14 protein-coding genes and 3 tRNA genes are annotated in these 14,475 nt (G+C 72.4%); 8 read left to right on the top strand and 9 right to left on the bottom strand.

All coding sequences use genetic code 11. The annotated features are described in order from the left end of the window. The 5 genes from AB0F71_RS23955 to crcB (AB0F71_RS23935) all read right to left on the bottom strand — a co-directional run. On the bottom strand, window positions 1-1,845 hold a 1,845-nt coding region (locus AB0F71_RS23955), incomplete at its 3' end, for a DEAD/DEAH box helicase (protein WP_360237833.1). A gap of 195 nt (window positions 1,846-2,040) precedes the next feature. Further along, window positions 2,041-2,691, bottom strand: coding sequence for a hypothetical protein (locus AB0F71_RS23950; RefSeq protein ID WP_360237831.1), 651 nt, complete (start codon window positions 2,689-2,691; stop codon window positions 2,041-2,043). A 211-nt stretch (window positions 2,692-2,902) separates the two neighbouring features. Further along, window positions 2,903-3,277: a fluoride efflux transporter CrcB gene (crcB, locus tag AB0F71_RS23945; RefSeq protein WP_360237829.1), complete on the bottom strand. Its 375-nt coding sequence runs from the start codon at window positions 3,275-3,277 to the stop codon at window positions 2,903-2,905. Further along, window positions 3,274-3,678, bottom strand: a complete 405-nt coding sequence (locus AB0F71_RS23940) for a DUF190 domain-containing protein (RefSeq protein ID WP_360237827.1) — start codon at window positions 3,676-3,678, stop codon at window positions 3,274-3,276. The genes crcB (AB0F71_RS23945) and AB0F71_RS23940 overlap by 4 nt, the downstream gene beginning before the upstream one ends. Continuing rightward, window positions 3,675-4,148 carry a fluoride efflux transporter CrcB gene (gene crcB, locus AB0F71_RS23935; RefSeq protein ID WP_360237825.1) on the bottom strand — a complete coding sequence of 158 codons (474 nt, stop codon included), beginning with the start codon at window positions 4,146-4,148 and terminating at the stop codon, window positions 3,675-3,677. The genes AB0F71_RS23940 and crcB (AB0F71_RS23935) overlap by 4 nt, the downstream gene beginning before the upstream one ends. A gap of 70 nt (window positions 4,149-4,218) precedes the next feature. On the opposite strand from crcB (AB0F71_RS23935), the gene AB0F71_RS23930 reads away from it, so the two are divergent. The 4 genes from AB0F71_RS23930 (at window position 4,219) to AB0F71_RS23915 (ending at window position 4,992) form a co-directional block, all read left to right on the top strand. After that, window positions 4,219-4,560, top strand: a complete 342-nt coding sequence (locus AB0F71_RS23930) for a metallopeptidase family protein (protein WP_360237987.1) — start codon at window positions 4,219-4,221, stop codon at window positions 4,558-4,560. Window positions 4,561-4,689: 129 nt separating this feature from the next. Then, a tRNA-Glu gene (locus AB0F71_RS23925) sits at window positions 4,690-4,762 on the top strand. 55 nt (window positions 4,763-4,817) lie between these two features. Then, window positions 4,818-4,891 (top strand) — tRNA-Asp (locus AB0F71_RS23920). A gap of 27 nt (window positions 4,892-4,918) precedes the next feature. Further along, window positions 4,919-4,992: transfer RNA gene (locus AB0F71_RS23915), tRNA-Phe, on the top strand. 141 nt (window positions 4,993-5,133) lie between these two features. Here AB0F71_RS23915 and AB0F71_RS23910 read toward each other — a convergent pair. Further along, window positions 5,134-5,889, bottom strand: coding sequence for a hypothetical protein (locus AB0F71_RS23910; protein WP_360237823.1), 756 nt, complete (start codon window positions 5,887-5,889; stop codon window positions 5,134-5,136). 491 nt (window positions 5,890-6,380) lie between these two features. Here AB0F71_RS23910 and AB0F71_RS23905 point away from each other — a divergent pair, with 491 nt between their 5' ends. The 3 genes from AB0F71_RS23905 to AB0F71_RS23895 are packed head-to-tail and all read left to right on the top strand — an operon-like array spanning window position 6,381 to window position 8,916. Beyond that, window positions 6,381-6,692, top strand: a complete 312-nt coding sequence (locus tag AB0F71_RS23905) for a hypothetical protein (RefSeq protein ID WP_360237821.1) — start codon at window positions 6,381-6,383, stop codon at window positions 6,690-6,692. Further along, complete coding sequence (locus AB0F71_RS23900) at window positions 6,689-8,335, top strand: alpha/beta hydrolase (protein WP_360237819.1); 1,647 nt, start codon at window positions 6,689-6,691, stop codon at window positions 8,333-8,335. Before AB0F71_RS23905 ends, AB0F71_RS23900 begins: the two co-directional genes overlap by 4 nt. Before the next feature lie 23 nt (window positions 8,336-8,358). Continuing rightward, complete coding sequence (locus AB0F71_RS23895; protein ID WP_360237817.1) at window positions 8,359-8,916, top strand: hypothetical protein; 558 nt, start codon at window positions 8,359-8,361, stop codon at window positions 8,914-8,916. Window positions 8,917-9,011: 95 nt separating this feature from the next. Here AB0F71_RS23895 and AB0F71_RS23890 read toward each other — a convergent pair whose 3' ends face one another. Next, entirely contained in the window at window positions 9,012-11,435 is a 2,424-nt protein-coding gene (locus AB0F71_RS23890; protein WP_360237815.1) for a helicase-associated domain-containing protein, read from the bottom strand. Between the two features lie 112 nt (window positions 11,436-11,547). Between AB0F71_RS23890 and AB0F71_RS23885 the strand changes: the two genes are divergently transcribed. Further along, window positions 11,548-12,060, top strand: a complete 513-nt coding sequence (locus tag AB0F71_RS23885; protein WP_360237813.1) for a DinB family protein — start codon at window positions 11,548-11,550, stop codon at window positions 12,058-12,060. A 97-nt stretch (window positions 12,061-12,157) separates the two neighbouring features. Here AB0F71_RS23885 and AB0F71_RS23880 read toward each other — a convergent pair whose 3' ends face one another. After that, a complete protein-coding gene (locus tag AB0F71_RS23880) occupies window positions 12,158-13,204 on the bottom strand; it encodes an alpha/beta fold hydrolase (RefSeq protein ID WP_360237811.1) in 1,047 nt (348 codons plus the stop codon). A gap of 15 nt (window positions 13,205-13,219) precedes the next feature. Continuing rightward, entirely contained in the window at window positions 13,220-14,140 is a 921-nt protein-coding gene (locus tag AB0F71_RS23875; RefSeq protein ID WP_360237809.1) for a zinc-binding dehydrogenase, read from the bottom strand. Between the last annotated feature and the right edge of the window lie 335 nt (window positions 14,141-14,475).

Below are 14,475 nucleotides of genomic sequence, written 5' to 3'. Positions count from 1 at the left end.
CGGGTTGAAGCCACCGGAACGCTCGCGGTCACCGAAGCCACCGGAACGGCCACCACGGTCATCGCGGTCACGGTTGAAGCCACCGGAACGGCCGCCACGGTCGTCACGGTCACGGTTGAAGCCACCCGAGCGCTCGCGGTCACCGAAGCCACCGGAACGGCCACCACGGTCATCGCGGTCACGGTCACGGCCGAAGGCCGGACGCTCGCTGCGCGCCTCGCGGTACGCCGGGGTGCGCTCCTCGACCTGCGGCGCGGCGGCCGGAGCCTCGGCAGCGGCCGGGGCGGCCTCCTCGCCGGCCTCGGCGGACGCGGCCGGGGCCTCGTCCTCGATGCCCAGCTCGGCCCGCTCGCGCGCCGCACGGGCGGCCAGGCGGTCGGCCTCCTCGCGCAGCTCGGTGGCGCGGCGCTGCGCGCGCTCCAGCTGGCGGGTCATGTCGGCGAGCTCGCGCTCGGCGGCACCGGCGATGTTGGCGGCGCTCTCGGCCTGGACCTCGGTCAGCGAACGGGCACCGGTGATCTTGGCGACCTCGGCGTCGAAGGCGTGGTCCAGGATGTGGCGGCTGGCGTCGACGCCCGCGTCCTCCATCAGGCGGAAGACGCCGCGGCGCTGGTGCGGAAGCACCAGGGTGACGACGGCACCGGAGCGGCCGGCCCGCGCGGTGCGGCCCGAGCGGTGCAGGTAGTCCTTGTGGTCGCCGGCCGGGTCCACGTTGAGGACCAGGTCGATGCCGTCGACGTGGATGCCGCGGGCGGCGACGTCGGTGGCGACGACGACGTTGACGTAGCCGTCCTTGAAGTCGCCGAGGACGCGGGTACGGGCGCCCTGGGTCATGCCGCCGTGCAGCGCGTCGGCCTTGACGCCGGCCTCGATCAGCTGCTCGGCAACGCGGTCGGCGCCCATCTGGGTGCGGACGAAGATGATGGTCCGGCCCTTGCGGGCGGCGATCGCGTTGGTGATCGGCGCCTTGTCCTTGGGCTTCACCACGAGGATGTGGTGGGTCATGGTGGTGACGGCACCGGCCGACGGGTCGACCTCGTGGGTGACCGGGTTCTTGAGGTAGCGCTTCACCAGGGTGTCGATCTCGTTCTCCAGGGTGGCGGAGAACAGCAGGCGCTGGCCGCCGGCCGGCACCTGGTCGAGGATCTCGGTGACCTCGGGCAGGAAGCCCATGTCGGCCATCTGGTCGGCCTCGTCGAGCACGACGGTCTGGACGTCGTCCAGCTTGGCCGAGCCGCGGTTCAGCAGGTCGCGCAGGCGGCCCGGGGTGGCGACCAGGACGTCGACGCCGCGCTCCAGCGCGTAGATCTGGTTCGACATCGAGGTACCGCCGCAGACGACCTTGAGGCGCAGGCCGAGCACCGAGCCGAAGGGCTCCAGGGCGTCGGCGACCTGCATGGCCAGCTCGCGGGTCGGGACCAGGATCAGGCCGCGCGGGTGCTTGGCGCGGGTGCGCTCGCCGTCGGCCAGACGGGTGAGCAGCGGCAGACCGAAGCTGAGGGTCTTGCCGGAGCCGGTGCGGCCGCGGCCCAGCACGTCCTTGCCGGCCAGGGCGTCCGGGATGGTCGCGGCCTGGATCGGGAACGGGGTGGTGACGCCGCGCTTGGCGAGGGCGCGCACGACGTCGTCGTGCAGGCCCAGGTCGCCGAAGGTGATGGTCGGCTCCGCGGGCTCGGTGTCCTCGGCCGCCTCCTCGACGGTCTCGGCGGCGTCGGCGGTCTCGGTGACCTCGGCGGCGAGCTCCGCGGCCTCGGCGGTCAGTTCGGTGGTGTCGGTGACATCGGTGACATCGGCGGCAGCCTCGTTCGCGGGCATGGCGAAGCGGGCGTCGTCAACGAGAGACATGCAAAACCTTCCGGAAGTGGCACGCGCCAAAGTCCGGGGTTCTGTTTCACAACCGCCTCTATGCGGTCAGCCACGGATCGCCGGAACGCGCCAAGGGCGCCAGATGGGAATAGGGCGCCAATCAAATGAATCAAACGAACGATCTACCACCATAGAGGAACCTCGGGATCGGAGGCAAATGCCCTGGCCAGGCCGCTAATGCGCACCTGCGGCGGGGCTCGGGGCCGAAGATCCGGAGCTGCCGGTCGAGGGCTGCGGGCCCGGCGGGACGGTCGCGGCCGGCGTGGTGCGCTCCGGGTCCGGGGTGCCGGACGGGTGGCCGCTCGGGGTGGCCGACGGGGTTGCGGCCGAACCGCCGCCGGACCGGCCCTCCCCGGTGCCGGTGGTCCCGCCGGTGCCCGTCGAGCCGCCGGTCGAGGCACCGCCCGGGTGGGGCGCGGGGCTGGTGTTCGCGCCGCCCGACGTACCGCTGCCGCCCGGCGCGCCCTCGGGAGCGGCCGCCCCCGGCACCGGGACCACCCCGGCCACCACGCCGTTCGCGCCGGGCGCGAGCTCGCCCGGCGTGGCGCTCGTCGCCCCGGCCGGCGCGTTCTCGGCCTGCAAGCCCCCCTGGTGCTCCGGGCGCCCCGACGCGCCCCCCGGGTGCCCGCTGGCGGCCGGCGCCGAGGGGCCGCCCGTCGCCCCCGGCCGGCCCGCCGGACCGGCCTGCCCGACCGGCGCCACGCCGTGCTTCTCCTCCGCGCCCGGACCGACCGACATGCACCCGGTCAGGCCCAGCCCGGCCACCGCCAGCACCGCCGCCGCCCGTACCACCGCGCCCGAACCCGCCGCCCGCACCGAAGCCACCGAGCTTCCTCTCCATCGCCCCACCCGGGCCGCCCACTGGCGCGCGGCCGCTTTCGGTGCCCAACGCGCGCCGGGCGCGGCGGGACACGGGTGGGTGGCGCGGTTCTCGGCGGCCGCCCCCTCGGGAGCCCGTCCGGGAACCGCCCGTAGCCCGTCCGGGAAGCGCCCGGAGCCCACCCTGAACCCGCCCCGAGCCCGCCCGGGGGCCCGCTCAGCCCCAGAGCGCCGAGGCCAGCTCCGCCCCCGCGTACACCGCGCCCAGCCCCGCTGCCAGGCTCCCGGCCACGTTCGCCACCGCGTACCGCCCGGCGCCGGACTCGGCCAGCCGCAGCGTCTCGTACGAGAAGGTCGAGTAGGTGGTCAGCGCCCCGCAGAAGCCCGTGCCGACCAGCAGTTGGACGTGCGAGGAGGCCGCGCCGGCCGCCACCGCCCCGGTCAGCAGGCCGAGCACCAGGCAGCCGAACACGTTCACCGTGAAGGTGCCCCACGGGAACACCGAGTCGTGCCGGGACTGCACCGCCCGGTCGGTCAGGTACCGCAGCGGGGCGCCGACCGCCGCGCCCGCCACCACCAGCAGCCAGTTCACTCCGCCGACTCCGCCGCACCCGGGCCCGCGCCCCCACCCGGACCCGCCTCCGCACCCGGGCCCGCGGCCCGCCCCGCGTACCGGACCACCTCGCAGCGGTCCAGCAACACCAGCCCCTCCGTGACCAGTTCCTCCAGCTGCGGCAGGAACGCCCGCACCCGCTCCTCCTCGTCCACGATCACCACCGCCACCGGCAGGTCCTCGCTCAGCGACAGCAGCCGCGCCGTGTGCACCAGCGAGGAGGCCCCGAAGCCCTCGATCCCCCGGAACACGCTCGCCCCGGCCAGCCCGGCCGCCCGCGCCCGGTGCACGATCTCGCTGTACAGCGGCCGGTGGTGCCAGGTGTCGCTCTCCCCGACCAGGACGGTCAGCCGCAGCGCCGGCCCGCCCAGCCGGCTCACCGGGCACCGCCGCGGTGGATCACACGCCGGGTCAGCACCGCGGCCGCCCACACCGCGCCGAGCGCGCCCCCCAGGGTCAGCCCCAGGTACGCCAGCCCCGGCCCGAGCCGCCCGGCCTCCAGCAGCCGGCGGACGTCCACGGCGTACGTCGAGAAGGTGGTGAACCCGCCCAGCACCCCGGTGCCGAAGAACGGCCGCAGCAGCGGGTGCGCCGGACGCCCCTCGGTGACCACCACCAGGAACACCCCGATCACCGCGCAGCCCACCACGTTGACCAGCAGCGTCGTCCACGGGAAGGCCGACGGTCCGGTCCCCCAGCCCAGCCCGGCCGCGTACCGCGCCAGCGCCCCGATCGCCCCGCCCGCCGCGACCACCGCCACGGCCGGGCCCTGCCCCCGCAGCACCGACGGACGCGGGAGCGCCGGTGTCGCCGCCGCGGGATCGTCCACCGCGTCCTCCGAGGTCGTCACGGGCCCATCAAACACCGCTGTCCGCCGCCTGGCACACCGTCACCCCAGACCCGACAATGATCCGGTGGAGATGACCCGGGAAGAGTTCGAGTCGCTGGTCGCCGACGCCCTCGACCAGATCCCCCCGAAGCTCGCGGCGATGATGGACAACGTCGCGGTCTTCGTCGAGGAAGAACCCGACCCGGCCGACCCGGAACTCCTCGGCCTCTACGAGGGCACCCCGCTCACCGAGCGCGGCGAGTGGTACGCCGGCGTCCTGCCCGACCGCATCCTGATCTACCGCGGCCCCACCCTGCGCCACTGCGAGACCCACGAGCAGGTGGTCGAGGAGGTCCGCACCACCGTCATCCACGAGGTCGCCCACCACTTCGGCTTCGACGACCACGAGCTGGACGAGCTCGGCTGGTCCTGACCCCACCGCCGCAGCCCCCTCCGGACGCCCCACCCCCACCCGGCCCAAACCCGTTTTGGCGATCCGCCCCGCATCCCATATGCTTCTCGACGTCCCCGGGAACGCTGGAAACAGCCGAACGGACCACAAGCCCTCATCGTCTAGTGGCCCAGGACGCCGCCCTTTCAAGGCGGTAGCACGGGTTCGAATCCCGTTGGGGGCACGCAGTACCGTAGTAAAGTGCAGTGCCTCAAGACCTTGGTGGTCCGCCACCACAAGGTCCCGTGGAGCAGTTGGTTAGCTCGCCACCCTGTCAAGGTGGAGGTCGCGGGTTCAAGTCCCGTCGGGATCGCTCGTCTCGCAAGAGACGGTGCAGTACGGCCAGGTAGCTCAGTTGGTACGAGCGTCCGCCTGAAAAGCGGAAGGTCGCCGGTTCGACCCCGGCCCTGGCCACATCGCCTGACCAGGCACGATGCCCTCGAAGCAGACAGCTTCGGGGGCATTTTCGTGCCATTCGACGCCGACGGCTCCGAATCGCGGCGAACCCCGGGCAGCCTGGTGGGGCCGCCCGGGTTCGAGGCAGAGTGACGCCGATCACAAGCCTTCAACTTCGACCATGGCGCCGTCAGGGCCATGCGTGAAGATCCGGGGTGTCCCCATCCGGCTGATGATGGCCCGCATCGCGGCTTTCTTCTCCTCCGGAGTCGGCCCGTCCGGATCAGTGAGACCGAAGCCTTGGAGAGCCACCTCGTAGGGGTCCATGTCCTCTGCCTCCGGCATGCCCTCCAGCACGAAGCCGAAGAAGAACCGAAGCGCCTCCTCCCCCAGGTCGAGAGGATGGAACGGCAGCGGGTACGGCCCCTTGGCCGGCCATCCCGGCACCGGATCCACCGGGTGCTCCCCGGCCCAGAAGGGCGCCTCGAACGGCAGCGGCTCACCGATGTTCTCCATCACCCCGCTGCCCGGCGAGAGGCTGAGCGAACGGACCAGCTGCCCGTCCTCCCAGACCGCGAAGGCCAGGAAGTCCACCACGCTGTGCATCCAGTGCACGACCAGTCGGCGTCCCGCGCTCGCATCGATCAGGTGCTGCGGCAGCCGTGAGGGATGGTCACCCACCCAGTGCTGATCGCAGACGATGTCGACTCCGGGGAAGCTGCCGAGATAGGCGGTCCCGTCCGGCGGGTACGTCGCGTCGCCGAGCTCGCACCTGGCCGACTCCGTGACCTCCCACCCGGGGTAGAGGCGGCCGACCAGCTCCGCCGTCCGCTCCGGATCCGCTTCCGCCGGCAGCCGCAGCGGGCCGGACGAAGCAGGGGCCATATAGACGAGCAACCCAGTCTTGGCTCCCACGGTCAGTTCCTCTCCAACACGGCGAACCCCTCGGTCCGGGGGCAGGCCGCAAGCTACCAACCGCGTAAGACAGCGGTGCCCGGCAAGACCTGGGTCTTACCGGGCCACCGGACGAACTGATGAGCCGGAGCGCCAGGCTATGAAACCTCCCGAGGCGGCTCAGGGCTGGCGTCGACGGCGGCGCGGGCGGCGGTTATCGGGGTCAACCCTGTTCGCCGCCATCGCCCTGGTCGTCTGGCTCTCCGCTTTCCTCCTTGCGGTCAACCCGGGCCGCGACTCGGGCGAGGTCAGGCAGGTACCTTCGCCCGTTCCCCTCCTCCGGGTAAGGGCGGCAGGCCTCGCGATGAGCGGCAGAAGGCTGACGCCGGACCACATCACCCCCATAGTGCTCATATCATCTGAATGTCCGCATGGATGCTTAACTCCACACGAACGAAGTACCGTCGGGCTTGTCCGTGTACATACTCATCATCTGATTCGGGGGAATCACCATGGCCGGCACGGTCACCGTTGATCCGCAGGCGCTCACCGCCTCCTCAGGGGTGGCGAAGAACCTCGCCGAGGAGGTCACCAAACCTGTTCACGACGCGCTGACTTCGGCCACTACCGCCTCCGGTCAGCTCACCGGCTGGTCGATTGCCGCAGGGCTCGGAAAGCTCGGCAGCGACTGGGCCGCGCCGCTTGACGCGCTCCGGAAGCGACTCACCGACACCAGCACCAACCTGCAGACCAACGCCGACACCCACGCGCACAACGAGCAGGCAACCGCAAGCGCTTGGAGCCAGCGAAAGGCCGCGCAGTGAGCAGTGCCTACGAACTTTTGGTCGCGTTCGACCCGCACGGACTGCGCGACGCCGCGAAGGCGTGGAAGGCGCTCGCCCACAGCATGGAGACCACGGCCACGCGGCACCGCAACCAGGTGAACGGCCCGCTGCGCCGGGGGTGGAAGGGCGCGGACGCCGAGGCCGCCTTCCCGTTCATGGACCAGACCGAGCAGCGGCTCGGCATCGTCCGGGTCGAGGCGGAGGCCGCCGCGCTGGCCCTGAACACGGTCGCGGACCGGATGTACCAGGCGCAGACCAACCTGACCAACGCCGTGCACCGCGCCCAGGATGCCAAGTTGACTGTGTCCGCCGAGGGGATTGTCGGCCTCCCGCCCGAGGGTCCAGGCGAGCACAACGACCCCGACGCGCAGGCCGCGCGCCGCAGCCTCACCGATCTCAAGACCGGCTTCCAGCAGCGGATCGACACGGCGATCAAGGACGCCCAGACGGCCAGCGACCAGGGCAACAAGGCCCTCGGCCACCTGGGTGCCGACATCCTCGGCGACCAGCGGGCGAACGGCGCCATGGCCGAGACCCGCACCGACGTCGCCGACGTCATGAAGGACCTCGGGCTGGCCGATCCGTACATCCCCGACGGCAAGGACCCGCAGAAGAACGCCGACTGGTGGAAGGGCCTCACACCCGACCAGCAGGAGACCTACCTCGCCCTGAACGCGGCCCGGATCGGAAACCTGGACGGCATTCCGGCGGGCGCCCGCGACGAGGCCAACCGCCTCGTCCTCGACCAGAAGCTCGACGCCCTCCAAGCCGGGACGCCCGCCTCCTTCGGCCTCGACCAGACCACGTACGACAAGCGCAAGGCCGCGCTGACGGAGATCAAGAAGAAGCTGGAGGAGAACGCCGACGCGAAGGACGAGGAGCACCAGCTGTTCCTCCTCGCGATCGACCCCGAGGCGTACGGGGGAGACGGACGCGCGATCGTTGCGACCGGCAACCCCGACAAGGCAAGCCACACCTCGGTGTTCGTGCCCGGGACGAACACCGACATCAACGGGGTGCCGGGCCAGATCGACCGCATCCGGCAGCTGCAGGGCTACGGCAAGCAGTACGCCAAGGCCGGCGAAACCGTCTCAGTCATCTCCTACCTCGGCTACGACGCCCCGGAGAGCCTCGCAGGGGCGTCCAGCCCCATGCGCGGACTCGACGGCGCCGAGGACATGCGCCGTTTCTCCAACGGCCTCAGGGTGGCGCACGGCGAGCCTAGGACCCACCTCAGCTACATCGCGCACAGCTACGGCAGTTTCGCCGTGGGCGTCGCCGACAGCGGAGGAGGCCATGGCCTGGACGCCGACGACATCGTCACTCTCGGCAGCCCGGGCATGGGCGTCCTCACCGCCGAGCAGTTGAACGTCAACCCCGATCACCTCTGGATCGGCGAGGCCACCGACGACCCCACCCGCGCGGTCGGTGGCTTCTCGCTCGGCCCCAGCCCGCACATCGCGGGATTCGGCGGGAACAACATCCACATCGACACGTCCGGGCACGGCGGCTACTGGGACGAGGGCTCGGACAGCCTGAAGAACCAGGGCAGGATCATCGCCGGGAAGCCGCCCCACACCACATGGAAGGAGGACCCGATCTGGGGTTCGATACCCCACTGAACCGCCGGCCGGAAAGAGCCCCCATGCGCAACCTGATCGCCCATCCGCCAGTCACTGGTACCCGGCTGAAGCAGCTCCTGGCGACGGCGCTGATGGCCACGACCCTCGGAGCCTGTATGTCCAGCCCCGGAACAGGGAAGAACGATCCCCTGCCCGTCAAATCCCGGCAGGAAACACTCGACTGGGCGAAGCAGCTCACCGAGCACCTGGCCCAGACGGCCGGGATCCGGATCAACGACGAACCTGCCGACCCCGTCTTCACCTCGTGCATCGGCAAGAACGGCGAGACCGCGCCCGACGACCGCTACATCCTGATCTACGGGGTCCACAGCAACGTCCCCAACGCCCAGCACAACGACGTCGTCCGCAAGGTCCGCGACCGGCTCACGAGCGAGGGCCTCAAGATCACCGAATACCAGGAGACCCAAGGCGCGGAACCGGACTCCACCGTCAGCGCACGCCACCCCAGCAGCCGGTACGTCGTCGATGTCGCCAGCACCGCGGGCAACGACCGCATGGTCCTGAGCGTCACCACCCCGTGCCTGATGCCCCCGTCCGCATCGCCCGCCCCCACCCCCTGACCGGTCCGTCGCCAGCCGCAACGCCCCTGGATCGGGGCCCCGCAGGCAAGGCCGTGCCTTCGGAACGCTGATCCGTCGGTGAGTCAGATGCGAGGTCAACGGCCGGCCAGCAACGCGCTCGCCAGCGCGGTGGCGGTGCTCGGCCCCTTGCCGTGGCGAGGTCGTGCTCCGGACAGTGGCGGCATGCGCACGGGACCGCGTTCCTGGCGGGCCTTCTCGATGACCGTTGTCCCGGTCTCCGCCTCCAGCACGGGGGCGTAGCCGGCGGCCCGAAGCGCGGCAAGGGTGGCTTCGGGCTCGGCCGTGCTGATCAGTACGGTCGGCGCGATCCGTCGCAACCCGAGCCTGGACAGCGCACGGGCCGCGGCGAGCTCCGACACCAGTGCCTCGTCATCGGAGCGGATGCAGCAGGCGGAGCGCACCACTCGCATCCTGCCGTGGGTCCGCGCGGTGTCCTTGATCAGGTACTCCAGGGGCTGCGGAAGCGGCCGCCCGCCCTCGGAGACGTCGGCCAGCCGAGCCAGCAGGTCGGCGGCGTCCAGTCCGGAGTCCAGCGCCCGGCGGACCGCCGCAGGGGTGATCCGCCACACCACGGCATGCCCCTCCGACTCCCGGTCCGCACAGGCGGCCAGCAGGTCGGTCAGCTCCGATGCCGCGGCTCCGGCGACCACGGCCGTGAGGTCCGCCTGGAACCGGGCGGTGGTCTGTGGCGCGGGCAGCAGCGCGTCCAGGGCTGTGGACAGCTGCCGAACCGCGTCGTCCAGAGCAGGATGGTCCCGCAGCGCCGGCCCGGCGCCCGGAACGGCGGGGAAGTGGCGGTGTGCACCCGCCCTCAGGAGCCCGAGCACGGCGTGCCCGAGCGGAGTCAGCGCTCCGTGGGCGACGACCCCGAACAGCTCCGCCTCCGCCAGGGTCGCCTCGACCCGCTCAGCCTCCCACGCACCTTGGGCGAGGGCGGCCGGGCGGAACCAGGCCGCCGTGGCGATGAGACCGGCGAGAGCGGTCGCCCGAGCGCGAGCGGACTTGCCGGTGGGGACTCCGTGCCCGGCCGGAAGGGTGGCCAGAGCCTCCAGCACGGCACGGCGCAGATCGACAGCCTCGCCGTCCTCCGGCGTGACCAGCGCGACCGGGGTGTCCTTCTCGTCCGGCCAAAAGCTGAACACCTCGGGCACCACCGCCCAGGTGGCGACGAGCGGCAGCAGCCGCTGAGCGGGTGGAGCCGCCAGCCACTCGTCGTACCGCTCGGTGGGCAGCATCCGAGCAGGTGGCTGCGATTCCGGCCGACGCGCGCGGCCCCGTCCTCTCGTCGGGGCCTCCGCTTCCTCGGCGCAAGGGGTGATCAGGTCCGCGTTGTTCGCCAGGTCGAGCCACAGCCGGGCCTGTTCCTCCGGCATGCCGACCGCCTTCGCCAGCCGACGGGTGTCCCGGACCGCGATTCCGCCCGCCTTGCGCACAGCGAGCGGCTGCACGGCCACCTGACGGAGCATCGACTCGACCCGGGAAGCCGCCTCGGCCAACGCCGCCTGCGCCTGGCTCTCGACTGCACCATCCGGGATCTCCACCGTGCCCTCGACCGGGGGCGGGGCAGACTGGTAGCTCGGCGCGCGGTCGTGGTCGCGCAACGCGTCGGCCACCTCGCGCGGCAGTTCCGCCAGGTCCTCATCCACCGGAAGAACCAGGCCGCGGGCGGCCAGCCAGTCCGTGCCAGGATCTCCCGAGCCGCCTTCCCGGAAGGTGAACTTGCCTCCGGAACCCGGATAGAAGCCGCCGTACCGGGAGACGAAGCAGTGCGTGCGCAGCAGTGGCGGGCCCGGGACCAGTTTGTCCAGCAGGTCCAAGGCCGCGGGCGGCGCCTCGGCGGCCATGGCGCGCACGCGCTTCGCGTCCCTGAGCACGTCCACGATCTGCCGCTGCGCCTCGTCCCGAGTCGGCGCCTTCGCGAGCCCCAGCCCCTGCGCGATGCGGTGAATCTCCGGAGCGTTGAAGGCCTCGGTGAGCAGTTGTTCGGCGGGCCGACCGTAACCGCCGCCTTCACCCGCCTGGCGGTGGACCAGGATCGGAACGACGACCCTGCTTCCGGACGAGGGCAGTACCAGGGCCCGCTCGGTCAGCCGGGACAGCGCGGCCTCGGCCGCGGACCGACCCGCGCCGTCGAGTTGCAGGAATCGGAAGAGCTGGTCCCGGGTCACGGACCGGTCAGCGGGGTCGACCGCAGGCGCGTCGAGCCGTGGAGAACGGCCGCCGTAGCCCATGAACAGGTGATGAGCAGGCGCAACGGCCGGTAGCGGACCGTGCAACCGTTCGGCCAAGGTCGCCACAGCGAGCAGCAGTTGAAGGTCCCCGAGGCTGATCTCGCTCAGCCCCAGGGCCGTGGAGGCGTCCGTCAGCAGGTGGCCGGCCAGGTCGGTCAGGCTCGCCACCCTTGCCGCGTAGGGAAGTTCGCGCTGCTCCAGCAGTTCGGTCAGCTGCGAAGGAGTGCGGTCGGCCAGCCACATCGCGAGGCTTCGTTCGGCTTTCACCACACCCAGCGTAGCGAGCCGCCGGCGGGACGGCGGACGATCGCCGTCCTCCCGCGCGAGGGCAGGCCGTGCGACGACCGCCGGGTACGCCACGGCTGACAGACTCGCGGTCATGACCTTCGCCATATCGATCGAGCGCACGGACCCGCCGTACATCGCTGCCGAGCGCGAGTCGCTCGCGTCCTGGCTGGACTGGCACCGGGCGACACTTCTGACCAAGCTGAACGGACTGTCCGAGGAGCAGGCCCGGTTCTCGCCGGTGCCTTCGGGGACGAGCCTGCTGGGGCTGGTCAAGCATCTCACCGAGTGTGAGCACTACTGGATTGCCCGGTGCGTGGCCGAGGTGGACGAGCCGGCGCTCTTCATCACCGAGGCGGACCCGGAAGCGGATACGAAGGTCACCCCGGACGACACGATCGAGCAGATCGTGGCCGGGTATCTGAAGGCCTGTGCCCGCAGCCGCGAGATCATTGCCGCGCTCGCGGACCTGGAGGAGACCCACACGCTCCGCCATGGCAAGACCGACGTGCGATGGGTGCTGATGCACATGGTCGAGGAAACGGCCCGGCACAACGGGCATGCCGACATCATCCGCGAGCTGATCGACGGCGTCACCGGCGAGTAGCAGGGCCGAACACCGAAGCCGGCGGAGGCCCCGGGGAGTTCACTCTCCGGGGCCTCAAGCGTTCCCGAACTCGCCCGCGCGGGACGGCGGTTGGCCGTCAGGCCAGCTGGGTGGCGAGCCAGTCGGCGGTGGCCGGGAGCCAGTCGGGCAGGGCGGTGCCGAGCAGGTGGTTGCCGTGCGGGACGAGCAGCAGTTCGGCGTTCGGGGCGTGCTCGGCGAGGACGGTGGCGTTGGTGACGCCCGGGATGCGGTCCTCGCCGCCCTCGACCACCAGCAGCGGGAGGGTGATCGTCGGGGCGAGCGCGGTCAGGTCCAGCCGGTCGGCGAAGGCGCGGGCCGCCTCCGGGCTCCCGCAGCGCTGGACCAGCGTCTCGGTGACGAACGGGGGCAGCTCCGCCCAGTCCAGCCGGTACGGTCCGCTGACCGTCGCGGCGGCGCGCAGCCGGGGCTCGTGGGCGGCGGCCCGCGCCGCGTAGTAACCGCCCAGGCTGAGGCCGACCACGGCGGCGCGGTCGAGGTCCAGGCCCTCCCGGTCGGCGAGCGCGTCCAGGGCCCGGCCGACCACCCGGTGGTAGTCCGGCTCCGGCGCGCTGGTGGCCGCCAGCACCCCCTGGCCGGGCCCGTCCATCGCCAGCACGGCGACCCCCCGGGCCAGCAGGGCCTCGACCAGGGTGTGGAACTCCTCCTTCGAGGAGTCCATGCCCGGCACCACCAGCACCACCGGGGCCCCGCCCCGGACCGCCGCCGGCCGGCGCAGCCAGCCCGCGAAGCCCTCGCCCTCGACCCGCCGCGCGCCCGGCTCCAGCAGCGCCAACGACCGCCGCATCGCCTCGTCCGCCTCGGCGGCGAGCCGCGCGGCGCCGGCCCGGTCGGGGTGCGGCATCAGCCCGGCCGCGTGGAACCAGCGGGCGGCGCAGCGGTAGGCGGTGCCGGCGGTCACCGTCCGCCCCTCGGCCTCGGCCCGCTCGGCCTCGGCGACGTACCGGCGGCCGGTGGCGCCGAACGCCTCCGGCCACTCCTCCAGCGCGGCCAGCCCGGCGGTCACCCGGTCGTACTCGTACAGGTCGAGACCGGCTCCGTGGGCCCGTGGGCGGGCGTCCGCCACGTACGCGGGCAGCAGACCGGGGGTGTCGAAGAACGACACGACGGGATTCTCCGTTCAGACGAGAGTGAGCACGGCCTTGCCGCGGATCCGGCGGTCGCGCAGGTCGGTGAGGGTGGTCGCGGTGTCGCCCCAGGGGGCCGTCCGGCCGATCTCCGGGGTCAGCCGGCCGGCCGCCGCCAGGCGCACCAGGGTGGCCAGGTCCGGGCCGTACGGGACGTCGGAGTCGGCGTAGTGGAAGTGCCGCAGGGTGGCCGACTCGGGGCCCTTGAAGAAGTCGAAGAAGTCCAGGGTCACCGGCGTCCGCGAGGCCTGCCCGAACCAGACCAGGGTGCCCCGCCGGGCCAACCGGGCCAGCGCCACCGGCAGGTTCGCACCCCCGGTCGACTCCAGCACCAGGTCGTACGGGCCGCGCGCCTCCCCGAGGTCGTGCACCACCTCGGCCGCCCCCAGCTCGGCCAGCCGACGACCGCGCTCCGGCGAGGCGGTGACCACCGTCAGCTCGGCCCCGGCCGCGGCGGCCAACTCGGTGAAGTAGTGCCCGACCCCACCGGAAGCCCCGGTCATCAGCACCCGCCGCCCGGCCACCGCCCCCACCGTCCGCAGCAACCGCAACGCAGTCAGCCCCGCCAACGGCAACGCCGCCGCCCGCACCGCGTCCAGACTGTCCGGCAACTCGGCCACCGACCCCACCGGCACACACACGTACTCGGCCCACCCGCCCGCCGGAGGATGCGCGACCACCCGCCGACACACCGCCGGCCCCGACCCGTCGGCCGCAGCCTGCACCACCAGCCCCGCAACATCCTTCCCCGGCCGCCACCCCGGCTGCGGCGCCTCCAGCTGGAACGTCTCCCCCCGGTTCACCGAGAACGCCTCCACCTTCACCAGCACCTCCCCCGGCCCCGGCTGCGGCTGCGCCACCTCCGCGAACCGCACCAGCTCCCCCGACTCCCCCGTCGCCACCAGCGCCTTCATCCCCGCACTCCCATCCACTCGGCAGACCCCCACCCCACCCCGCCCACCCCCACCCGGTCCAACAACCCCCCACCCCCACCCACAACCACCAGTTGTCACCCCACGGGCACCGCCCGCTGCCCATGGGGCGCGGACGAAGAGGGCCGCTGCAAGGGGACGATGGAGGTGAGCCGTCACCGGCGCGCGGGGTGTTGCCCCATGGGCGCGCGGGCAACGCCCCGCGCGCCCACCACCCCCCTCCCCCCTCACCCGCCCAAGGCGAGAGGGACGCGCTGCGGGAGGGGGCGGTGGAGGGGGTGGGTGCGGAAGGGGGCGTGACGGGTGATTTTCAGACC

It is taken from the genome of Kitasatospora sp. NPDC028055 (assembly GCF_040637885.1).
Lineage (GTDB): Bacteria > Actinomycetota > Actinomycetes > Streptomycetales > Streptomycetaceae > Kitasatospora.
The sequence above is the reverse complement of the archived record's forward strand: the minus strand, read 5'-3'. Positions and strand labels throughout refer to the sequence as shown.

Bases quoted from the DNA above. Each gene is read 5' to 3' on its own strand.
- AB0F71_RS23930 (WP_360237987.1), top strand. From the start codon at position 4,219: ATGACCCGGGAAGAGTTCGAGTCGCTGGTCGCCGACGCCCTCGACCAG.
- AB0F71_RS23905 (WP_360237821.1), top strand. From the start codon at position 6,381: ATGGCCGGCACGGTCACCGTTGATCCGCAGGCGCTCACCGCCTCCTCA.
- AB0F71_RS23895 (WP_360237817.1), top strand. From the start codon at position 8,359: ATGCGCAACCTGATCGCCCATCCGCCAGTCACTGGTACCCGGCTGAAG.
- AB0F71_RS23885 (WP_360237813.1), top strand. From the start codon at position 11,548: ATGACCTTCGCCATATCGATCGAGCGCACGGACCCGCCGTACATCGCT.
- AB0F71_RS23875 (WP_360237809.1), bottom strand. From the start codon at position 14,140: ATGAAGGCGCTGGTGGCGACGGGGGAGTCGGGGGAGCTGGTGCGGTTC.